Origin of the sequence: Mycobacterium sp. SMC-21 (assembly GCF_045310825.1) — a bacterium.
GTDB lineage: Bacteria > Actinomycetota > Actinomycetes > Mycobacteriales > Mycobacteriaceae > Mycobacterium.
The window spans coordinates 71,307-92,759 of the sequence record NZ_JBJIAO010000006.1; the positions used below are offsets into that span (position 1 = coordinate 71,307).

Consider the following 21,453-nt stretch of genomic DNA (forward strand, 5'->3'; position numbering starts at 1 on the left):
CATGACTCAGAACCCGAACCTCGCGGCGCTGAGCGCCGCCGGTGTCTCCGTGTGGCTCGACGACCTGTCGCGTGAGCGGCTGCAGACCGGAAACCTGCAGCAGCTGATCGACACCCGCAGCGTTGTGGGCGTCACCACCAACCCTTCGATCTTCCAGGCCGCGCTGTCGAAGGGCACGGCCTACGACGAGCAGGTGCACGAACTGGCGTCGCGCGGCGCCGATGTCGACGCCACCATCCGCACCGTCACCACCGACGACGTCCGCAACGCGTGCGACGTGCTGGCCAAGGTGTACGAGGCCACCGGCGGCGTCGACGGCCGGGTGTCGATCGAGGTCGACCCGCGCCTGGCGCACGACACCGACAAGACGATCCTGCAGGCCATCGAGCTGTGGAAGATCGTCGACCGGCCCAACCTGCTGATCAAGATCCCGGCGACGCTGGCGGGCCTGCCGGCGATCACCGCGGTGATCGCCGAGGGCATCTCGGTCAACGTCACCCTGATCTTCTCGGTGGAGCGGCACCGGGCCGTGATGGACGCCTACCTGACCGGGCTCGAGAAGGCCCGCGAAGCCGGCCACGACCTGTCCAAGATCCATTCCGTCGCTTCGTTCTTCGTGTCCCGCGTGGACACCGAGATCGACGCGCGGCTGGAGAAGATCGGCGGCTCGGCGCTGGGTCTGCGCGGCAAGGCCGGCGTCGCCAACGCCCGGCTGGCCTACGCGGCCTATGAGCAGGTCTTCGGCGGCCCGCAGTTCGCGAACCTCAAGGCCGAGGGCGCTCGCGTGCAGCGTCCGCTGTGGGCGTCGACCGGCGTGAAGAACCCGGACTACCCGGACACGCTGTACGTCACCGAGCTGGTCGCCGCCGACACGGTCAACACCATGCCGGAGAAGACGCTGGAGGCCGTCGCCGACCACGGTCAGATCACCGGAGACACCATCACCGGCACGGCTGCGGCCGCACAGGCCGTGTTCGACGAGCTCTCGGCCGTCGGTATCGACCTTGCTGACGTGTTCAACGTCCTCGAGGTCGAGGGCGTGGAGAAGTTCGAGAAGTCCTGGGGCGAGCTGCTCGAGGCCACTCAGGGTCAGCTCGACGCGCTGAAATGAGCGACAGCAGCGGGCGGCCGACGGACTGGGTGAACCCGCTGCGGGACAAGCGTGACAAGCGCATGCCCCGCATCGCCGGCCCGTGCGCGGTCGTGATCTTCGGTGTCACAGGCGATCTCGCCCGGAAGAAGCTCATGCCGGCGATCTACGACCTCGCGAACCGCGGGCTGCTGCCGCCGTCGTTCGCCTTGGTGGGGTTCGCCCGGCGTGACTGGGCCGACGAGGATTTCGGCAAGGTCGTGTACGACGCCGTCAAACAACATGCTCGGACACCGTTCCGGCAGGAGGTCTGGGACCGACTGGCCGAGGGATTCCGGTTCGTGCAGGGCACGTTCGACGACGACGCAGCGTTCCAACGGCTGCGTGACACGTTGCACAAGCTCGACGAGGAACGCGGCACCGGCGGCAATCACGCGTTCTACCTGTCGATTCCGCCGAACGCGTTCCCGCAGGTGTGCGAGCAACTGTCGACGTCCGGCCTGGCCAACAAGTCGGACGGGTCCTGGAGCCGGGTGGTCATCGAGAAACCGTTCGGTCACGACCTGGCCAGCGCCGAAGCGCTCAACGGGGTCGTCAACAGTGTGTTCCCGGAGTCATCGGTGTTCCGCATCGACCACTACCTGGGCAAGGAGACCGTCCAGAACATCCTGGCCCTGCGGTTCGCCAACGAGTTGTTCGAGCCGGTGTGGAACGCCCATTACGTCGACAGTGTGCAGATCACCATGGCCGAAGACATTGGTCTCGGTGGCCGCGGCGGTTACTACGACGGAGTGGGCGCCGCCCGCGACGTCATCCAGAACCACCTGCTGCAGCTGCTCGCGCTGACGGCGCTGGAGGAGCCGGTCAACTTCTCGCCGCATGAACTGCAAGCCGAGAAGATCAAGGTGCTGTCGGCAACGCACCTGGCCGAGCCGCTGGACGAGACCACGGCACGCGGTCAGTACGCCGCCGGCTGGCAGGGCGGACAGAAGGTGGTCGGGTTGCTCGACGAGGAAGGCTTCTCGAAGACGTCCACCACCGAGACATACGCCGCCATCACCGTCGAAGTCGACACGCGGCGCTGGGCCGGCGTGCCGTTCTACCTGCGCACCGGAAAACGGTTGGGGCGCCGGGTCACCGAGATCGCGCTGGTGTTCAAGCGGGCCCCGCACCTGCCGTTCGATGCGACGATGACCGACGAGCTCGGGCAGAACGCACTGGTGATCCGGGTGCAGCCCGACGAAGGCATCACCCTGCGGTTCGGTTCGAAGGTGCCGGGTCATCTCATGGAGGTCCGCGACGTCAGCATGGACTTCTCGTACGGTTCGGCGTTCGCCGAGGACTCCCCCGAAGCCTACGAACGACTGATCCTCGACGTCCTGCTCGGCGAACCGTCGCTGTTCCCAGTCAACGCCGAAGTCGAATTGTCCTGGAAGATATTGGATCCCGTGCTCCAACATTGGGCGGCGCAGGACCGCGCCGGCGGCCGGCCCGAGGCCTACGAAGCAGGCACCTGGGGGCCGGAATCGGCGTTCGAAATGTTGCGGCGCACCGGCCGCGAATGGAGGCGGCCGTGATTCTCGAACTGCCCGACACCGATACCGGTGCGATCAACAAGAAGATCGTCGCCCTGCGCGAAGAGGGCGGCGCCATCACCCTCGGGCGGGTGCTGACCCTGGTGGTGGCACCTGACACCGAAGCCATGCTGGAAGAGGCGATCGACGCGGCCAACACCGCCAGCCGCGAACACCCGTGCCGCGTCATCGTGGTGATCCCGGGCGACCGGCTGGCCACCGAAGCGCGCCTGGACGCCCAACTCCGGGTGGGCCGCGACGCCGGCGCCAACGAGGTTGTGGTGCTGCGTCTTTCGGGTCCACTGGCCGGCCACGCCAGCAGCGTCGTGACGCCCTTCCTGCTTCCGGACACCCCGGTGGTCACCTGGTGGCCCGATGTGGCGCCGGCGGTGCCGGCTGCCGACCCGCTGGGCAAGCTGGCGATCCGGCGGATCACCGATGCTACCAACGGCGAAGACCCGCTGGCGTGCATCAAGAGCCGGCTGGCCGGCTACACGTCCGGGGACACCGATCTGGCCTGGAGCCGGGTGACGTACTGGCGGGCGCTGCTCGCCGCCGCACTGGATCAGGCACCGTATGAACCGATCACCGAAGCACTGGTGTCGGGGCTGAAAGAGGAACCGGCACTGGACATCTTGGCCGGCTGGCTGGCGGCCTGCATCGACGGGCCGGTCAAGCGCGCGGTCGGCGAACTCAAAGTCGTGCTGACCCGGCCGACCGAGACCATCACCCTGAGCCGCCCGCAGACTGGTGTCACCGCGTCGCTCACCCGCACCGGCCGGCCGGAGGCCCGCATTCCGCTGGCCCGCCGGGAAGCTCGCGACTGCCTCGCCGAAGAGATGCGCCGGCTGGATGCCGACGAGATCTACCATCGCGCCCTGGTGGGCCTGGACAAGGTTGTTTATGTCTGAGCAGATCATCGAAAAGTACGCCGACGCAGACGCTTTGGTGACCGCGGCGGGAGACCGCCTGGTGTCGGCCATCAACGGTGCCATCGCGGCCCGCGGTGTCGCGTACATCGTGCTGACCGGCGGCGGCACCGGCATCAAGCTGCTCAAGCACGTCGGCGGACATCCGATCGACTGGGCCAAGGTGCACCTGTTCTGGGGTGACGACCGTTTCGTCCCGGCCGACGATGCCGACCGGAACATCAAGCAGGCGCGCGAGGCGCTGCTGGATTCCGTCGCGATTCCGGCCGCGAACGTGCACGCGATGGCCGCGAGCGACGGCGAGTTCGGCGACGACATCGACGCCGCGGCCGCCGCCTACGAACACGAGTTGGCCCTGGTCGCCGGGAATGGTTCGCCGACACCGGAATTCGACGTCCACCTGCTGGGCATGGGCGGCGAGGGGCACGTCAACTCGCTGTTCCCGCACACCGACGCGGTGCGCGAGACGGCACGGTACGTCGTCGCCGTCACCGACTCCCCCAAGCCCCCGCCGCGGCGGATCACCCTGACGCTGCCCGCGGTCCGGCGGGCCCGTCAGGTGTGGCTCGTCGTGGCCGGCGCCGAGAAGGCCGACGCGGTCGCGGCCGCGGTCGGTGGCGCTGCGGCAGAAGACATTCCAGCGGCCGGCGCCGTCGGCACCGAGGCGACGGTGTGGTTGCTCGACGAGGCCGCGGCAGCGAAACTGTAGCCATGGTCGACAAAGGCGATGGCCGCGCGCGTCCGGTCGGCGGCCGCATCCGGACGCTCACGCAGGCGGCACTCAACGCCGACGTCACGGTGTCCCAGGTCGACGCACTGCTGGTCGACATGGAAGGCACCCTGGCGACCCTCAGCACGCTGACCGGCGACCTCGACACCACGATGTCGCGGTTCAACGAGACCATCACTCAGATCGACGAACTCGCGCCGCGCATCTTCGGCGTCGTCGACCGCATGGAGGCGATCGTGACGCGCGTCGAGGCCATCGTCGGGGTCGCCGAGACGGTGCTGTCGCCCATCACGGTCACGGAGAACGTCCTGCGCGGCGTCCTGAAGTCGGTTCGCGACTGGGCCCCGTAGGACTACGGCGAGGCGAGTCGGTCAGACAGCTGCCGGCGATTGGTCGCCGCCCATTGCGCTTCGACGGGCTCGATCCGGCTACGCAAGCTGTCGTGCAGCAGGGTGCCGCGTTCGCTGAGGAAGACCCGAACCTTACGGCGGTCGAATTGGTCGACCTCCCGGTATGCGAGTGCCTGGACGACCAGCCGGTCGACCACCCGGGTCAGGGTGGGTCCAGGGGTCGGCGTCAGCGCCTGCAGTTCTGCCATCGTGAGTCCGGCGGCGGCGGCCAGGGCGTCGAGTGCCAGCCAGTGGTCGACGCCGAGCCCGGTGTCCTGAAGTTCGGCATCCAGGCAGGCGGTCAGATTGCGGGCTGCGCGAAGCAGCGTGGCGGTGATCGACGTCGTCATGTCGTGCTGGGACACCGTGCTCGCCATGACCAACTCCTACGTGTTGCCCGCTGGGCCGGGTAGCGCAATACTTTCAATTGAAAATGATGATAGCCGGTCCGCGGACGGTGCGGCAAAGGACGTAATGGTCATGAACTCGCAGGCCACCAGCACTGTCGGCGAGGCATGGCGGGTGGCCATGGTGGTGCCCCTGCAGGGTCCGGGCGGCGTTTTCGGGCCGGCATGTGAGGCCGTCAGCGAGCTGGCGGCCCACGACCTCAACGTCGACGGCGGAGTCCTCGGCCGCGAAGTGCAGATCGAGGTGGTCGACGGTGGGGCCGACCCGCACCTGGTCGCCCGGCGCATCGATCAACTCATCACAACGGGCACGATCCACGCAGTCAGCGGATGGCACATCTCCTCCGTACGCAATGCGCTCGCTCCGGTGATCGCGGGCCGGGTGCCCTACGTGTACCCCGCCCTCTACGAAGGCGGCGAGCGTCGCCGCGACATCTATTGCTGCGGCGAGACTCCGGACCGCCAGATCGCGCCGGCGTTGCGCTGGTTGCGGGAGAACGCCGGGGTGCGGCGCTGGTTCATCGTCGGCGACGACTATGTGTGGCCGCGATCGTCGGTGGCCGCGGTCCGTGAGTATGCCCGCGATCTCGGTCTCGACCTCGTCGGGCACCGGTTCGTGGACCTGGGCCGCGCTGACATGTCGGAGGCCGTGAGAGCGGCCATGGCGTCGGAATGCGATGCGGTGTTGATGCTGCTGGTGGGCCAGGACGCGGTCGAATTCAACCGCGCCTGCGCCGCACTCGGTGCCGCCGACTCGTTCCTTCGGTTCAGCCCGTTGATGGACGAGAGCATGTTGCTGGGCAGCGGGGCGGACGGCACCCGAGGATTGTTCGTCGCCGCCTCCTTCTTTTCCTCGCTGGTGGACGCCAATGCAATGGAGTTGACAGGCCGCTACCACGACCTGCACGGCCCCACCGCGCCACCGCTGAGCGGTATCGCCGAATCCTGTTACGAGGGACTGCAACTGCTGTCCCGACTCATTCATCGCTCAGGGCAGTTGACCGACATAGCGACGAGCGATCGGGTCTCGTACGACGGTCCGAGGGGCACCGTGCACTACCGGGCGGACGCGACGGTGCAACCGGTGCACCTGGCTGTGGCCGACGGATACGACTTCGATGTGCTCACCACCCTGACCGCATTGTGACGGCCGATGGTTCAGCCGGCTCGGGTTGACACCGTGCCAACGGGCATTTAATTTCAATTGAAGATATTTCATCTGAATCTTTTTTGAGGTGGCAACCGTGCCCGGTGTCGACGTGGTCCCGGCATCGCCACAGTTGTGTTCCGTCCGTATTCCGTTCGAGCCCTTACCTTTTGAGGAGAACCGCCATGCGCCATGGTGACATTTCGTCGAGCCCGGACACCGTCGGCGTAGCCGTCGTCAACTACAAGATGCCCCGGCTGCACACCAGGGAAGAAGTCCTCGACAACGCCCGCAAGATCGCGGACATGGTCGTGGGAATGAAGTCCGGGCTGCCGGGCATGGATCTCGTGGTGTTCCCCGAGTACTCGACTCAGGGCATCATGTACGACCCCGAGGAGATGTACGCCACCGCGGCTTCCATCCCCGGCGACGAAACCGACATCTTCGCCGCGGCGTGCCGGAAGGCCAAGACGTGGGGCGTCTTCTCCATCACCGGTGAGCGCCACGAAGACCATCCGAACAAGCCGCCGTACAACACCCTCGTCCTCATCGACGACACCGGTGAGATCGTGCAGAAGTACCGAAAGATCCTGCCCTGGTGTCCGATCGAGGGCTGGTACCCCGGAGACACCACCTATGTTTCCCGGGGGCCGAAGGGCATGAAGATCTCGCTGATCATCTGCGACGACGGCAACTACCCCGAAATCTGGCGGGACTGCGCCATGAAGGGTGCGGAGCTGATCGTGCGCTGCCAGGGGTACATGTATCCCGCCAAGGAGCAGCAGGTGCTCATGGCCAAGGCGATGGCGTGGGCGAACAACACCTACGTCGCCGTGGCCAACGCGGCCGGCTTCGACGGGGTGTACTCCTACTTCGGGCACTCGGCCATCGTCGGGTTCGACGGCCGCACCCTGGGCGAAACCGGCGAGGAAGAGTACGGAATCCAGTATGCGCAGCTGTCGCTGTCGGCGATTCGAGACGCCCGCCAGAACGACCAGTCGCAGAACCACCTGTTCAAACTGCTGCACCGCGGCTACTCCGGCGTGCATGCGGCCGGTGACGGCGACAAGGGTGTCGCCGATTGCCCGTTCGAGTTCTACAAGCTGTGGGTGACCGACGCGCAGAAGGCTCAGGAAGTCGTCGAATCGATCACCCGGGACACCGTCGGTGTGGCGGAGTGCCGCGTGGGAAACCTGCCCGTCGAGCGGACCGTCGAGGCGTAAGAGAGCGACGTGCCCTACCTCACCGACATGTTTCACGATCAGAACGCGACGCCGCAGCGCACCAACGACGTCGCCGTGAAATCGGTCGCCCGGTTCGATCCCGATGCCTTCGCCGACCGACTCGGGCAGCGGATACTCGGTCAACCGGAGGCGGTCAGCGCCGTCGCCCGGGCATTGTCGATCGCACATGCCGGTATCGCAGATCCCGGTCGCCCGCTGGCCAGCGTGCTGTTGGTCGGACCGACCGGGATCGGCAAGACCGAACTGGTCCGCCAGGTCGCCGCCGAGATCCGCACCGGGCCCGACGATCTCTGCCGAATCGACATGGCCGCCCTGGCCCAGGAGCACTACGCCGCGTCGTTCTCCGGGGCACCACCGGGATACGCCGGAAGCAAGGAATCCTTCACCCTGTTCGACAAGAACAAGATCGAAGGCGATCCATACACGCCCGGCATCGTGCTCTTCGACGAGGTCGAGAAAGCGGACCCCACGGTGATCCGTGCGCTGCTGCACGTGCTCGACAGCGGCCAGCTGAGGCTCGCGAACGGGCGCGAACGCATCAGCTTCCGCAACAGTTACGTCTTCATGACGTCCAACCTGGGCTCCAAGGCCGTCGCCACGGCCCAGCGCGCACACCGGTGGTCGTCCCGGTGGCGCCGCCATCCGGCGACCCACATGCACGGTCTGGTGACCGCCGCGGTCGAGGAGTTCTTCGACCCGGAGTTCTACAACCGGATCGACGAAACCGTCGTCATGGAACCCTTCAGCACCTCGACGGCCCGGCAGGTCACCGCGCGCGAAGTGGAGTTGTTCACCGCGCGGCTGGCCCGCGAATCCGTCGAACTGCGTGTCGACGAAACCGTGGTGCAGTTCTTGCAGGACTGTGGGTTCGACCCGATCTACGGTGCCCGTGGGTTGCGCCGAACCATCCGATCCCATCTCATCGCACCGGCCGCCGAGTGTGTACTCCGCGGCCGCACCACACCGTCCGCGCGCATCGTGATCGAGGCGCAGATGATCGACGGATCCGTCGCGGTGACACTGGCCGACCGCGCAGCCTGAGTCGGCTACCCGCTGTTGCGCAGCGCGGTGGCCAACCCGCTCATGGTCAGGAGGATGCCGCGCTGCACGAGTTCGGCGTCGTCGCCCGAGCGGTAGCGGCGCAGCAGCTCGACCTGGAGGTGGTTGAGCGGCTCCAGGTACGGGAACCGGTTGAACACCGACCGGGCGAGGGCCGGGTTGTCCGCGAGCAGGTCGTCGTGGCCGGTGATCAGGGCGTGCATCCGGATGGTGCGCTCATGTTCGGCGGCGATCTTGTCGAACACCCGGTGGCGCAGGGCCTCGTCGTCCACGAGCTCCGAATACCGCGCCGCCAGACCGAGATCCGACTTGGCGAGCACCTGCGCCATGTTGGACAGCACGGTCCGGAAGAACGGCCACTTCGCGTACAGGTCCTGCAGCACCTCGAGGCCGCCGTCGGTGTTGTCGACGAACTCCTCGAACGCGGTCCCCGTGCCGTACCAGCCGGGCAGCATGACGCGCGACTGGCTCCAGGCCAGCACCCACGGGATGGCCCGCAGATCGGCGATCGAGGTGGTCGGCTTGCGGGACGTCGGGCGGCTTCCGATGTTGAGCGCACCGATCTCGCTGACGGGAGTCGAGGCCTTGAAGTACTCGACGAATCCCGGTGTCTCGTGCACCAATTCGCTGTAGGCCCGTTGCGCGCGGGCAGCGAGATCGTCGAGCACGTCGTAGGCGGGTGCCGCGGCGTCGCCGAGCCCTTCGACGTCGAGCAGCGTCGACTCCAGCGTCGCCGCGAGCAGGGTCTCCAGATTGCGATGTGCGGCATGCGGTTCGGCGTACTTGGCGGCGATCACCTCACCTTGCTCGGTGATGCGCAGCGAGCCCCGCACCGCACCGGGCGGCTGGGCGAGGATTGCGTCGTAGCTCGGGCCGCCACCGCGGCCGACGGTGCCGCCGCGGCCATGGAACAGGCGTAGCCGGATTCCGGTCTTGCGGGCCGATTCCACGAGATCGAGCTCGGCGCGGTAGAGCGCCCAGTTGGCGGCCAGGTAACCGCCGTCCTTGTTGGAGTCGGAGTAGCCGAGCATGACCTCCTGATGGTCGCCCCGGGCGGTGACGATCGACCGGTACAGCGGAATGGCAAGGGCCGCTTCCAGAATGGCCGACCCGCGTTGCAGGTCGTCGATGGTCTCGAACAGCGGCACGATGCCGACCGGGCTGTACGGCTCGGGCCCCGCCGCATCGAGCAGGCCGGCCTCCTTGAGCAGCACCCCGGCCTCGAGGAGGTCGGATACCGACTGACACATCGAGATGATGTAGTTGGGGACGGCCTCGGGCCCGAAGACCTCGACGGCCCGGGCCGCCGCCGCGACGATGTCCAGTTCCTTGCGCGCCAGTTCGGACAGTTGGGCGTCGCGCCCCACCAACGGCCGGCGCGTGGACAGCTCCGCCACCAGGACGGCGACCCGCTCATCTTCCGGCAGCGACGCGTAGTCAGGGTGCACACCGGCCCAGGCCAGCAGCTCGGCCACCACCTGCTCGTGCACTTCGGAGTTCTGCCGCAGGTCCAGGCCACAGAGGTGGAAGCCGAAGACGCGCACGGACTCTCGCAACCGGGCCAGCCGGTCGTCGGCCAGCACGCTGGTGCCGCCGGCGCGCAACGACGCGTCGATGACGTCGAGATCGGCCAGCAGCTCGGCCGGCGTGGTGTACGGCGGCAGGCCGAGGTCCAGCTCGTGCTCGGGCTGCCGGTCAAGGATCTCGGCGGCCGTGGCCGTCAGGCGCCCGCGGAGCACGTGCAGCGCCTGGCGGTACGGTTCGTCGGCGTGGGCCGGTTCGGGATGCTGGTCGGCCAGAGCCTGCAGCGCATCGGTGACCCGGACGAGCCGCGCGGACATCGACAATTCATGTTCCAGCGCAAGGAGTTCGGCGAAGTAGCGGTCGAACGCGGTGAAGGCCGCACTGCCGGTGGCCAGGCGCACCACGTCTGCGGTGACGTTGGGGTTGCCGTCGCGGTCACCGCCGATCCACGAACCGGGCCGCAGGATCGGTGTCTCCAGCAGCGGCTCACCCGGCCAGCGGGCCTGCAGCGCGCCGCGTACCTCCGCGTTGACGCGTGGGATGACATCGAAGAACGCGGCCGGGTAGTAACGCAGCCCGGTGGCGATCTCGTCTTGAATCTTCAACCGCGACAAGCGGATCAGCGCGGTCTGCCACAGCGTGAGAATGTGGCGGCGCAGCTCGGTCTCGATGTCGCGGCCGTCACGCGTCACGTTGTGCCCGTGCAACCGCAGCCGCATCAGGTCGGTGATCCGGTTCTGGGTGTCGAAGATGGTGCGCCGGCGGGTTTCGGTGGGGTGGGCGGTGATCACCGGCGAGACCAGCGCACCGCGCAGCGCATCGGCGACCTCCGCCGCGTCCAATCCCCCGGCCTCGTCCAGCTTGCGGTACGTCGCGGCCAGGCTGCTGTCCTGCGGCGGCTCGCCCGCTGCCACGTGCAGAGCGCGCCGCCGTTCCCGGTGGATGTCTTCGGCGACGTTGGCCAGCAGCGCGAAATGGGTGAATGCCCTGATGACCGGGATCGCCTGATGAATGTCGATGCCGGAGAACAGCGCTGCGAGCTCCGCCCTGTCGATCTCGGAACGACGCACCCGGAACGATTCGACGCGCGCCCGTTCCACCAGATCGAAGACGGCTTCACCGTTCTGCTCGCGCACCGTGTCACCGAGAATTGCGCCGAGCAGGCGGATGTCTTCGCGCATCGGTTCGGTGGCCTCGCGGCCCAGTTCGGTGCGCTGAACCGATCCGATCGGCAGCAGTGTGGTGTCGGGAGCGTTGGGAACCTCGGCCATCACTTCAGTATCGACGCCACGCGCCGTTGGCGCAGAGCACGGCGACCGACCCGGTCACGGGGCACCGACGGGGACGATCGGCGTCGACGACGTGGTGGGTGTGGCCGGGGCGCTCGTACGCGGCGTCGTGGCCGATGGTTTCTGCCCGTCGGGCAACACAATTGGGTGCGAATCGCTGCCGTCGCCGTCCCCGCCTGAGGTGTCTGCATCCACGTTCGGTGGCCAGTCCACCGATGTCGGCGGCCAGGCCTTCGCCGACGAGCTCCCGCCACCCGGTGGCGCGCAGCCCGATCCGGCGCCGAAGTCTCCCGCGCCGGTGCAGTCGGCCCGAGCGACCGGTGCCAGAACCAAGAACCAGACCGATGCCGCGACGCCGACCATTCGTACGACGCTCATAGCTGCAGGATGTCCCCGTAGGCGTTCACACTGTCGTCGTTCTTGTCGGTATCGATGGTCACCGTGGAGAAGAACCGGATCGCCACCGCCCCGCCGCAGGCGTCGACCTTGACGTGGGCGTCGTGCACGGTGATGCCGCCGGAGCGGCCCTTGAGCGATTTCTTGCCCAGCACCACATTGGTGATCGTGCCCGGCAGCAGGTTCACCGAGACGTTGCCTTCCAGATCGGCATAGGGGCCGATGGCATTCAGCACGTTTCCGCTGAAGCCGGGGTTGATGCCGATGTCGGCGTCGCCGCCGACGCTGGCACCCTCGCTGAGGTCGACCTGGCAGCCGAGCTGCAGACCCACGATCAACGTCCCGTTGTTGACCGCCGACGAGCCGCTGCCATCGATGGTGGCCTCGGCCCGGCCGGTGACGAAACCTTCTCGCGTGAAAGCCGTCGCGGCCATGTTGGGCACCGAGTTGACGGTCATCTGGGTGAGCGAAACCCCCAGGCGCCAACCGTCTTCGGTGTTGACGGCCTGCCGGACGTCGGCGACCGGGAGCGGATCGGCGCCGGCCACACCAGGGGCCGCACCACCACCGGCCACGCAGAGCAGCACCAGCGCGCCGGAGCCGATACGAAGAACATGCACCACGAGGCGAGATTAAGGGCCGGCGCTATGCGCGCCCTGTCATCGGGATAAGCGCCGGCACAGCACCAGCTGGACGATTCCTGTCAGTAGCTGGACAAACAGAACCGGCCACGCCCGAGGGGCGTGGCCGGTTCGGAAGTCTGAGGTCAGGCGCCGTACTTGATCTGCAGCGCGATGCCGATGATCGACACCAGCCAGATGCCGGTGATGAAGTAGGTCAGCCGGTCGAGGTTCTTCTCGACCACCGTGGAGCCGGACAGGCTGGACTGCACACCGCCACCGAACAGCGTCGACAGACCGCCACCCTTGGCCCGGTGGAGCAGCACCAGCAACACAACCAACACGCTGGTGATGATCAAAGTGATCTGCAGGGCCAAAATCATGAGCCACAGCTTACCGGGTGGAGTGCCGTGGTCCGGCCACGGTCCGCCGTCGCGTCGCAGCCCGCGCCACAGCCGGTTTGCCAGATTCGCTCAGGAAGTTCGCAGTTCCCGTCCACAACGCCCGGCATCGGCGCACCATGGACTGGTCAACCACTGCTCATCGGGCCTGATTGGAGGCCACCGTGAAAGCGCTCAAGATCGCTTCTGCCGCTTTGCTGTCTGCCGTATTCGCGCTGACGACACCGGCAATATCGCTCGCCGCTCCCAGCGACGACACCTGGGATATCGAGGCGTACGACAACTGCATGAAGAAGACCGTCCGGAATGCCGATCTGTGCTGCATCGAGTCCGGCGGCATCCCCGGCATGGATCCGGAGACCGGGTGCCACGCGCCACCGGCCAAGGCGGCGGACGCCCCGTTGACCACCACGAGCAGACCACTGCCCGGAGGGATCAACAGGGGCAACCTGCCCACGATGGTGCTGGAGCCCGCGAACTAGCCCGTCAAGGCAGTGGCCCGCCGGCGGCGATCGCCGACAGCGTCGCGAACTGCTCACCGTCGAGTGATGCGCCGCCGACCAGCGCACCGTCGATGTCGGGCTTCGCCACGAGCTCGCCGACGTTCTTGGCATTGACCGAGCCGCCGTAGAGCACGCGTACGGTCGCGGCGATCTCGGGTGACGCCAGCTCGCCCAGGGTCGAGCGGATCGCGGCGCACACCTCCTGTGCGTCGCCGGCACTGGCCACGCGGCCGGTGCCGATGGCCCAGACGGGCTCGTACGCGATGACGACGCGGCTGATCTCGTCGGCCGACAGCCCCGCCAGCGAGCCCGTCAGCTGGCCGGTGCAGTGCTCGACGTGGTTGCCGGCCTCGCGGATGTCGAGTCCCTCGCCGATACACACGATCGGCGTCAGGCCGTGCTTGAGCGCGGCCTTGGCCTTGGCGGCGACCAGGGCATCGTCCTCGTGGTGGTAGGTCCGGCGCTCGGAATGCCCGACGACGACGAACGTGCAGCCCAACTTGGCCAGGAACGCGCCGCTGATCTCACCGGTGTAGGCGCCGGAGTCGTGCTGGGACACGTCCTGGGCGCCGTAGGTGAGCAGCAGCTTGTCGCCGTCGACCAGGGTCTGCACGCTGCGCAGGTCCGTGAACGGCGGCAGGACGGTGACGTCGACCTTGGCGAAGTACTTGTCCGGCAAGGCGAATGCGATCTTCTGTACCAGGGCGATGGCCTCGAAGTGGTTGAGGTTCATCTTCCAGTTGCCGGCGATGAGCGGCTTACGCGCCATGGTTTACGACCCCAGCACTTCGATGCCCGGGAGGGTCTTGCCCTCGAGGTACTCCAGCGACGCACCGCCGCCGGTCGAGATGTGGGAGAAGCCGTCCTCGGCGAGTTCGAGCTGGCGCACCGCGGCAGCCGAGTCGCCGCCACCGACGACGCTGAACGCGCCCTTGGACGTGGCGGTGATGATGGCCTCGGCGACGCCCCTGGTGCCGTCGGCGAAGGCCGGGAACTCGAAGACGCCCATCGGCCCGTTCCAGAACACGGTCTTGGCGTTGGACAACAGCGCGGTGAAGCGCTTGACCGACTCGGGGCCGATGTCCAGGCCCATCTTGCCGTCCGGGATGCGGTCGGAGGCCACGGTCTCCGGCGCGGCGTCGGCGGCGAACTTGTCGGCCACCACGATGTCGACGGGGAGGTGGATGACGTCGGCGTAGGTGTCCAGCAGCCGCTTACAGGTGTCGACCATCTCCTCCTGCAGCAGCGAGGTACCGACCGAAAGGCCTTGCGCGGCAAGGAAGGTGAAGCACATGCCGCCGCCGATGATGAGGCTGTCGGCTTTGGTGGCGAGGTTCTCGATGACGGCGAGCTTGTCGGACACCTTCGAGCCGCCGAGCACGACGGCGTAGGGCCGCTCGGTCGAGCTGGTCAGCTGCTCGAGCACCTTGACCTCGGCGTCGACCAGCGTGCCGGCGTAGTGCGGCAGGATGTTCGCGACGTCGTACACCGATGCCTGCTTACGGTGCACCACACCGAAGCCGTCGGAGACGAACGCGCCGGGCGAGCCGTCGGGACCCTCGACCAGAGCCGCCAGCTCGCGGGCCAGGGCCGCGCGCTCGGCGTCGTCCTTGCTGGTCTCGCGCGGGTCGAAGCGGATGTTCTCCAGGAGCAGCACGTCGCCGTCGGTCAGACCCTCGGCGCGCGCCAGCGCGTCGGTGCCGACGACGTCACCGGCCAGCTGGACGTGCCGGCCCAGCTTCTCTCCGAGCGCGGCGGCAACCGGCGCGAGCGAGAACTTGGGGTCCGGTCCGCCCTTGGGCCGGCCCAGGTGCGCGGTGATGACGACCTTCGCACCGGCGTCGGCCAGCGCGGCCAGCGTCGGGACCGAGGCGATGATCCGGCCGGGATCGGTGATGTTGCCGTTCTCGTCGAGCGGGACGTTCAGGTCGGAGCGGACCAGGGCGCCCCGCCCCTCTACGCCTTCGGCCAACAGCTCATCGAGGGTCTTGATGCTCATACCTGTCTTTCTCTCACGTGCGTCTACAGCGACTTGCCGACCAGTGCAGCCAAATCAGCGATGCGGTTGGAGTAGCCCCATTCGTTGTCATACCAGGACACGACCTTGGCTTGGTTGTCGATGACCTTGGTCAGTCCCGCATCGAACAGCGAACTGTGCGGGTCGGTGACGATATCGGACGACACGATCGGCGCGTCGTAGTACTTCAAAATCCCCTGCAGCGGACCCTCGGCCGCCGCCCGCATCGCCGCATTGATGTCCGCCGCACTCGCGGATTTACCCAGCTCAGCGGTCAGATCGGTCACCGACCCCGTAGGCACCGGCACCCGCAACGCATACCCGTCCAACTTGCCCTTGAGTTCGGGCAGCACCAGGCCGATGGCCTTGGCCGCGCCGGTGGAGGTCGGCACGATGTTGATCGCCGCCGCCCGCGCCCGCCGCAAATCCTTGTGCGGCCCGTCCTGCAGATTCTGATCCTGGGTGTAGGCGTGGATCGTGGTCATCAGGCCGCGCACGATGCCGAACTCGTCGTTCAACACCTTGGCGATCGGGCCCAGGCAGTTCGTGGTGCACGAGGCATTGGAGATGATGTTCTGACTACCGTCGTACTTGTCATCATTGACACCCATCACGATCGTGATGTCCTCACCGGTGGCCGGTGCGGAGATGATCACCTTCTTGGCGCCGGCCTCCAGATGCCCGCGGGCCTTGGCCGCATCGGTGAAAATGCCGGTCGACTCCACCACGATGTCCACACCCAGATCACCCCACGGCAGCGCCGCCGGACCGTCCTTGATCGCCAGCGCCTTGATCTTGGTGTCCCCGACGATCAGGGTGTCCCCGTCCGCGCGCACCTCATAGGGCAACCGGCCCAGGATCGAATCGAACTTCAACAGATGCGCCAACGCATCCGTGGAAGTCAAGTCGTTGACCGCGACGATCTCCAGATCGGCGTTCTTCCCCGCTGCCTTTTGCGCATCCAGGGCCCGGAAGAAGTTACGCCCGATACGCCCGAAACCATTGACGCCGATCCGAATAGTCACTGCTGTGCTCCCTCGCCGGTAATCCTGGACAGGTCATGCGGTGAATCCTCAGCCAGCCTAGTGCTGTGACGAACTCCACGCCGGACTCCGACGCGCGGACAGCTAGGCGTCGTCGAGCAGGTCGGGGGTGACGGCGGACTCGGTGTCCGGGATGCCCTCCAGCTTGGCCTTGCGGTCGGCCATCGATAGCAGGCGCCGAATCCGGCCTGCCACAGCATCTTTCGTCATCGGCGGGTCGGCCAACCGGCCCAGTTCCTCGAGCGACGCCTGCCGGTGTTCGACGCGCAACCGGCCCGCGGCCGACAGGTGGTCGGGCACGGTGTCCCCGAGGATGTCGAGCGCCCGTTCGACCCGCGCCGCGGCCGCGACGGCCGCCCGTGCGGACCGGCGCAGGTTCGCGTCGTCGAAGTTGGCCAGCCGGTTGGCGGTGGCACGCACCTCGCGGCGCATCCGCCGCTCTTCCCAATTGAGCCGGGTGTCCTGGGCGCCCATGCGGGTCAGCAACGCGCCGATCGCCTCGCCGTCGCGCACCACCACGCGGTCGCTGCCGCGGACCTCGCGCGCCTTGGCACTGACCCCGAGCCGGCGGGCCGCACCGACGAGCGCCAGCGCCGCCTCCGGTCCGGGGCAACTGACCTCCAGCGCCGACGACCGCCCGGGCTCGGTCAGCGAACCGTGCGCCAGGAACGCGCCGCGCCAAGCCGCCTCGGCGTCGCCGACGCTGCCACCGACCACCTGGGCCGGCAGGCCACGCACGGGCCGGCCACGCAGATCGAGCAGCCCGGTCTGCCGCGCCAGCGCCTCACCGTCCTGCGCGACGCGCACCACATACCGGGTGCTCTTGCGGATGCCGCTGGCCGACAGCACGTGCACGACGGCGTTGTAGCCGTACAGGTCGTAGATGTCCTTGCGCAGCCGCCGGGCGATGCTGCCCAGGTCGACCTCGGCCTCGACGACGACGCGTCCGGCCACGATGTGCAGGCCGCCGGCGAACCGCAGCAGCGACGCCACCTCGGCCCGGCGTGCGGTCACCGAGTTGACGACCAGCCGGCTCAGCTCGTCCTTCACTTCCGAAGTCATCGCCACGAATCGTCACCTCTTGGTCCTTCAGGGGCCGGCTGCTGACGGAGTAATCCGTCGGCCGACCGAGCGGCGGGAGTAGATGGCTCGTATGCGGGCCGGGCCGGTGCGCTGCCACCACGACGCACCCGCTCCAGCGCAGCCGCAAGCCGTGCCGGGTCATGTAAAGGTGTACCAGGTCGGGATACGTCAGCAAACTCGACCTGAGCCTCGAGAAACGACGCCGCCCGGCGCAGTTGGTCGCGTTCCCGTTCGCTGGGGACGCTCGCGGCGTCGACGATGATGTCGTGGACCGTCAGGCCCGGGGCGTGCTGCGAGAGCACGTGTACATGACGCTCCGCGGAGAACCCGGCGGTCTCCCCCGGCTCGGCGGCGAGGTTGAGCACCAGGGCCCGGCGTGCCTCGGTCGCCTGCAGCGCGGCCAGCAGCTGGGGCACCAGCACATGTGGGATCACACTGCTGAACCAGGAACCCGGACCGAGCACCACGAGGTCTGCCGACATGATGGCGTCGACGGCCTGCCGCGTCGCCGGCGGATCGCCCGGCAGCAGCCGGACCCGGCGCACCTTGCCCGGTGTGGTGGCGACCGCGACCTGACCGCGGATCACGCGGCTCATCCGCGGATCGGCCTCGAGCCCCGACACGTCGGCCTCGATCTGCAATGCGATGGGACACATCGGCAGCACGCGGCCCTTGACCCCCAGGATCCGGCCCAGCTCGTCGAGCGCGGCGACCGGGTCGGCCAGCACCTCGTTGAGGCCGGCGAGCAGGAGATTGCCGATCGGGTGACCGGCCAGCGCGCCGCTGCCGTTGAACCGGTGCTGGATGATGGTGGCCCACAGCTGCCCGTGTGGACTGTCGGATGCCAAGGCCGCCAACGCCATTCGCAGATCACCCGGGGGCACGATGTCCAGTTCGGAGCGCAGCCGGCCCGAGGAACCGCCGTCATCGGCGACGGTGACGACAGCGGTGACATGCGGCGTCAGCCGGCGCGCCGCGGACAGCGTCGCGTACAAGCCGTGCCCGCCGCCGAGCGCCACGATGCGTGCGGGAGCCCGATCTTCCGTCATTCGCGCCCCAGATCCCGGTGCAGCACGCGCACGGTCAGGTGGTCACCGCCACGCAGCCGGCCCGCCAGCGCTTCGGCGATCGCGACACTGCGATGCTTGCCGCCGGTGCAGCCGATGGCCACGGTCATGTAGCGCTTCCCCTCCCTGCGATAGCCGTCGATCACAACCCCCAGCAGCCGATGGTAGGTGTCCAGGAACTCGGCGGCGCCCTCTTGTCCCAGCACGTAGTCCCGAACCGCCGGATGCTGCCCGGTATGGGGCCGCAACTCGTCGACCCAATGCGGATTCGGCAGGAACCGGACATCCATCACGGTGTCGGCGTCCATCGGCAGACCATATTTATAGCCGAAACTCTCGACCGTCACGCTCGTGCCGGCGACAGCCTCCCCGCTGAAGGCGCGCTCGATGCTGGCGCGCAACGCCGGCACCGGCAGCGTCGACGTGTCGATGATCAGATCGGCCGTGGCGCGCACCGACTCCAGCAATCTCCGTTCGGCGGCAATCCCTTCCGCGAGCGTCTGGTTGCCCTGCAGCGGGTGACTGCGCCGGTTCTGCTCGTAGCGGCGCACCAGGATGTCGTCGGAGGCCTCCAGGAACAGCACCCGGGGAAACACGCTGCGGGTCGCCAATTCCCGGCGCACGAAATCCAGGTCGCCCGTGAAGCCGCGCGACCGGACGTCCATCACCACGGCCAGCTTGGTGATGCGCGAACCGGCTGCCAGACCCAGCTCGACCATCCGGGTGATCAACTCCGGGGGCAGATTGTCGGCGACGTACCAGCCGAGATCTTCGAGCACCTTGGCGGCGGTGCCGCGGCCGGCACCGGACAGACCCGTGACCAGAACCACGTCGATCTCGCCGGCAGCACCGTCCATCTGATCGTCCGTCACGACTTCGTCCGTCCCCCGTTGCTCATCCGCTGGTGCTGCGCGCTCACTGCTCTGTCCGATCATTGCCGATAACCGTCGGCGCCGCCCCCGGTTCCGGCGGGGAATCGGGCCCCGGGGAATCCGAGCGCAGCGCATCCACGACCGCCTGCGCCGTCGCCGCCCCGATGCCCGGCACCGCCGTCAGCTCGTCGACGCCGGCCTCCTTCAACCGTGCCACCGAACCGAAGTGGGTGACCAACGCCTTGCGACGGTGCTCACCGAGACCCGGGATCGCGTCGAGCACCGACGCCGTCATCCGCTTCGACCGTTTGCTGCGGTGATAGGTGATGGCGAACCGGTGGGCCTCGTCGCGCACCCGTTGCAACAGATACAGGCCCTCGCTGTTGCGCGGCATGATCAGCGGGTCCGGCTGCTCGGGGACCCACACCTCTTCCAGGCGCTTGGCCAGCCCGATGACCGCCACGTCGGTGACGCCCAGTTCGTCGAGCACCGCGGCCGCCGCGTTCACCTGGGGCGCGCCGCCGTCGACCACGAACAGGTTGGGCGGATAGGCGAAACGCTTTGGCCGCACCGGGGTTTCGGTGGCGTCGGTCACGTCGGCGTTCTCCAGCACCTGGGTATCGGCGACGTGGCGCGCGAAGCGCCGGCGGGTGACCTCGGCGATGGACGCGACGTCGTCGGACCGGCCGTCGCCGGCGGCCTCCCGGATGGCGTAGTGCCGGTAGTCGGACTTACGCGGCAACCCGTCCTCGAACACCACCAGCGAGGCCACCACGTCGGTGCCCTGCACGTGGCTGATGTCGACGCACTCGATGCGCAGCGGCGCGTCGTCCAACTCCAGCGAGTCCTGAATGCTCTGCAGTGCTTCCGATCTGGCGTTGAAGTCACCGGCCCGCTTGAGCTTGTGCTGCGCCAGCGCGTCCTGCGCGTTGCGCTGCACGGTGTCGGCCAGGGCGCGCTTGTCGCCACGCTGCGCCACGCGCAACTGCACCCGCGACCCCCGCAGGCCCGACAACCAGTCGGCGAGTTCGCCGGCGTTGTCCGGAAGTACCGGCACCAGAACCTCTTTCGGTACCGGGTTGGTGGCCTCGTCGGTCGGTCCGGCGCCGCGCAGCTCGGCCTGATCGCCGTAGAACTGCGTGAGGAACTGGCTCACCAGATAGTCCTCGCCGGACTCCCCCGGCTCGCCCGACTTCTCGATGACCCAGCCCCGCTGACCCCGCACCCGGCCGCCCCGGACGTGGAACACCTGCACGGCGGCTTCCAGGTCGTCGTCGGCGAAGGCCACCACGTCGGCGTCGGTACCGTCACCGAGCACGACGGCCTGCTTCTCCAGCGCCCGCTTCAGTGCCGAGATGTTGTCGCGCAGCCGCGCCGCCCGCTCGAACTCCAGTTCCTCGGCGGCCTCGGCCATCTGCTGTTCCATGTCCCGCGCCAGCCGGTCGGTCTTGCCGGCCAGGAAGTCGCAGAAGTCCTCGACGATCTTGCGGTGCTCGGCGGCGGTCACCCGGCCGACGCACGGCGCCGAGCATTTGTCGATGTAGCCCAACAGACAGGGTCGCCCGATCTGGTTGTGCCGCTTGAACACTCCGTTCGAGCAGGTGCGCGCCGGGAACACCCGGGTGAGCAGATCCAGCGTCTCGCGGATGGCCCAGGCGTGCGAGTACGGACCGAAGTACCGGACGCCCTTGCGGCGCGGACCGCGGTAGACGAACAGCCGCGGGTACTCCTCATTGAGGGTCACCGCCAGCACGGGGTACGACTTGTCGTCGCGGTACCGGATGTTGAAGCGCGGATCGAATTCCTTGATCCAGTTGTATTCCAGCTGCAGCGCTTCGACTTCGGTCGTGACGACCGTCCACTCGACGCTGCCGGCCGTCGTCACCATCTGCCGGGTCCGCGGCGCGAGCGCCGACAGGTCGGCGAAGTACGAGTTCAGCCGGCTGCGCAGGCTCTTGGCCTTGCCGACGTAGATGACCCGACCGTGCGGATCCCGGAACCGGTACACCCCCGGCTCCAACGGGATGGTCCCCGGCGCAGGCCGGTACGTCGATGGATCAGGCACTGTT

At 67.9% G+C, this 21,453-nt stretch carries 21 protein-coding genes; 9 read left to right on the forward strand and 12 right to left on the reverse strand.

All coding sequences use genetic code 11. The features are described 5' to 3' along the window. Position 1 precedes the first annotated feature (1 nt). From tal to ACJH6H_RS08775, 5 genes are read left to right on the forward strand one after another with little or no spacing between them, the layout of a single operon-like run. Positions 2 to 1,111: a transaldolase gene (tal, locus tag ACJH6H_RS08755; RefSeq protein ID WP_406774680.1), complete on the forward strand. Its 1,110-nt coding sequence runs from the start codon at positions 2 to 4 to the stop codon at positions 1,109 to 1,111. Continuing rightward, positions 1,108 to 2,667 carry a glucose-6-phosphate dehydrogenase gene (zwf, locus tag ACJH6H_RS08760; RefSeq protein ID WP_406774681.1) on the forward strand — a complete coding sequence of 520 codons (1,560 nt, stop codon included), beginning with the start codon at positions 1,108 to 1,110 and terminating at the stop codon, positions 2,665 to 2,667. Before tal ends, zwf begins: the two co-directional genes overlap by 4 nt. Next, positions 2,664 to 3,575 carry a glucose-6-phosphate dehydrogenase assembly protein OpcA gene (gene opcA / locus ACJH6H_RS08765; protein WP_406774682.1) on the forward strand — a complete coding sequence of 304 codons (912 nt, stop codon included), beginning with the start codon at positions 2,664 to 2,666 and terminating at the stop codon, positions 3,573 to 3,575. Before zwf ends, opcA begins: the two co-directional genes overlap by 4 nt. Next, on the forward strand, positions 3,568 to 4,302 hold the full coding sequence (gene pgl, locus ACJH6H_RS08770; protein WP_406774683.1) for a 6-phosphogluconolactonase: 735 nt from the start codon (positions 3,568 to 3,570) through the stop codon (positions 4,300 to 4,302). The genes opcA and pgl overlap by 8 nt, the downstream gene beginning before the upstream one ends. 2 nt (positions 4,303 to 4,304) lie before the next feature. Next, positions 4,305 to 4,673 carry an ATPase gene (locus tag ACJH6H_RS08775; RefSeq protein WP_212811515.1) on the forward strand — a complete coding sequence of 123 codons (369 nt, stop codon included), beginning with the start codon at positions 4,305 to 4,307 and terminating at the stop codon, positions 4,671 to 4,673. Positions 4,674 to 4,675: 2 nt separating this feature from the next. On the opposite strand, the gene ACJH6H_RS08780 is transcribed toward ACJH6H_RS08775, so the two are convergent. Continuing rightward, positions 4,676 to 5,089 (reverse strand): MarR family winged helix-turn-helix transcriptional regulator, encoded by a 414-nt coding sequence (locus tag ACJH6H_RS08780; RefSeq protein ID WP_244872558.1) that lies wholly within the window; start codon positions 5,087 to 5,089, stop codon positions 4,676 to 4,678. 103 nt (positions 5,090 to 5,192) lie between these two features. On the opposite strand from ACJH6H_RS08780, the gene ACJH6H_RS08785 reads away from it, so the two are divergent. The 3 genes from ACJH6H_RS08785 (at position 5,193) to ACJH6H_RS08795 (ending at position 8,551) form a co-directional block, all read left to right on the forward strand. Then, on the forward strand, positions 5,193 to 6,266 hold the full coding sequence (locus ACJH6H_RS08785) for a substrate-binding domain-containing protein (RefSeq protein WP_244872559.1): 1,074 nt from the start codon (positions 5,193 to 5,195) through the stop codon (positions 6,264 to 6,266). A 185-nt stretch (positions 6,267 to 6,451) separates the two neighbouring features. Further along, a complete protein-coding gene (locus ACJH6H_RS08790) occupies positions 6,452 to 7,489 on the forward strand; it encodes an aliphatic amidase (protein WP_318984560.1) in 1,038 nt (345 codons plus the stop codon). Positions 7,490 to 7,498: 9 nt separating this feature from the next. Next, on the forward strand, positions 7,499 to 8,551 hold the full coding sequence (locus ACJH6H_RS08795) for an AAA family ATPase (RefSeq protein WP_406774684.1): 1,053 nt from the start codon (positions 7,499 to 7,501) through the stop codon (positions 8,549 to 8,551). 5 nt (positions 8,552 to 8,556) lie between these two features. On the opposite strand, the gene ppc is transcribed toward ACJH6H_RS08795, so the two are convergent. From ppc to secG, 4 genes are all read right to left on the reverse strand, one after another. Beyond that, on the reverse strand, positions 8,557 to 11,364 hold the full coding sequence (ppc, locus tag ACJH6H_RS08800; RefSeq protein WP_406774685.1) for a phosphoenolpyruvate carboxylase: 2,808 nt from the start codon (positions 11,362 to 11,364) through the stop codon (positions 8,557 to 8,559). Positions 11,365 to 11,418: 54 nt separating this feature from the next. Continuing rightward, entirely contained in the window at positions 11,419 to 11,760 is a 342-nt protein-coding gene (locus tag ACJH6H_RS08805; RefSeq protein WP_406774686.1) for a hypothetical protein, read from the reverse strand. Continuing rightward, on the reverse strand, positions 11,757 to 12,365 hold the full coding sequence (locus tag ACJH6H_RS08810) for an MspA family porin (protein WP_212814823.1): 609 nt from the start codon (positions 12,363 to 12,365) through the stop codon (positions 11,757 to 11,759). Before ACJH6H_RS08810 ends, ACJH6H_RS08805 begins: the two co-directional genes overlap by 4 nt. A gap of 179 nt (positions 12,366 to 12,544) precedes the next feature. Beyond that, positions 12,545 to 12,781 (reverse strand): preprotein translocase subunit SecG, encoded by a 237-nt coding sequence (gene secG / locus ACJH6H_RS08815; protein WP_029105032.1) that lies wholly within the window; start codon positions 12,779 to 12,781, stop codon positions 12,545 to 12,547. A 182-nt stretch (positions 12,782 to 12,963) separates the two neighbouring features. Between secG and ACJH6H_RS08820 the strand changes: the two genes are divergently transcribed. Further along, positions 12,964 to 13,281, forward strand: coding sequence for a hypothetical protein (locus ACJH6H_RS08820; RefSeq protein WP_212811520.1), 318 nt, complete (start codon positions 12,964 to 12,966; stop codon positions 13,279 to 13,281). A gap of 4 nt (positions 13,282 to 13,285) precedes the next feature. Here the strand turns inward: ACJH6H_RS08820 and tpiA are convergent, their stop codons facing one another. From tpiA to uvrC, 7 genes are all read right to left on the reverse strand, one after another. Continuing rightward, on the reverse strand, positions 13,286 to 14,071 hold the full coding sequence (gene tpiA, locus ACJH6H_RS08825) for a triose-phosphate isomerase (protein WP_213020316.1): 786 nt from the start codon (positions 14,069 to 14,071) through the stop codon (positions 13,286 to 13,288). 3 nt (positions 14,072 to 14,074) lie between these two features. Continuing rightward, positions 14,075 to 15,301 (reverse strand): phosphoglycerate kinase, encoded by a 1,227-nt coding sequence (locus tag ACJH6H_RS08830; RefSeq protein ID WP_213020315.1) that lies wholly within the window; start codon positions 15,299 to 15,301, stop codon positions 14,075 to 14,077. Positions 15,302 to 15,324: 23 nt separating this feature from the next. Continuing rightward, entirely contained in the window at positions 15,325 to 16,344 is a 1,020-nt protein-coding gene (gene gap / locus ACJH6H_RS08835; RefSeq protein ID WP_212811521.1) for a type I glyceraldehyde-3-phosphate dehydrogenase, read from the reverse strand. 102 nt (positions 16,345 to 16,446) lie between these two features. Beyond that, entirely contained in the window at positions 16,447 to 17,424 is a 978-nt protein-coding gene (gene whiA, locus ACJH6H_RS08840; RefSeq protein ID WP_029105256.1) for a DNA-binding protein WhiA, read from the reverse strand. Continuing rightward, positions 17,421 to 18,494, reverse strand: coding sequence for a uridine diphosphate-N-acetylglucosamine-binding protein YvcK (gene yvcK / locus ACJH6H_RS08845; protein WP_135356418.1), 1,074 nt, complete (start codon positions 18,492 to 18,494; stop codon positions 17,421 to 17,423). The genes whiA and yvcK overlap by 4 nt, the downstream gene beginning before the upstream one ends. Beyond that, entirely contained in the window at positions 18,491 to 19,369 is an 879-nt protein-coding gene (rapZ, locus tag ACJH6H_RS08850) for an RNase adapter RapZ (protein WP_135356433.1), read from the reverse strand. Before rapZ ends, yvcK begins: the two co-directional genes overlap by 4 nt. A 58-nt stretch (positions 19,370 to 19,427) precedes the next feature. Then, positions 19,428 to 21,449 (reverse strand): excinuclease ABC subunit UvrC, encoded by a 2,022-nt coding sequence (gene uvrC / locus ACJH6H_RS08855; RefSeq protein WP_212811522.1) that lies wholly within the window; start codon positions 21,447 to 21,449, stop codon positions 19,428 to 19,430. Positions 21,450 to 21,453: the final 4 nt, after the last annotated feature.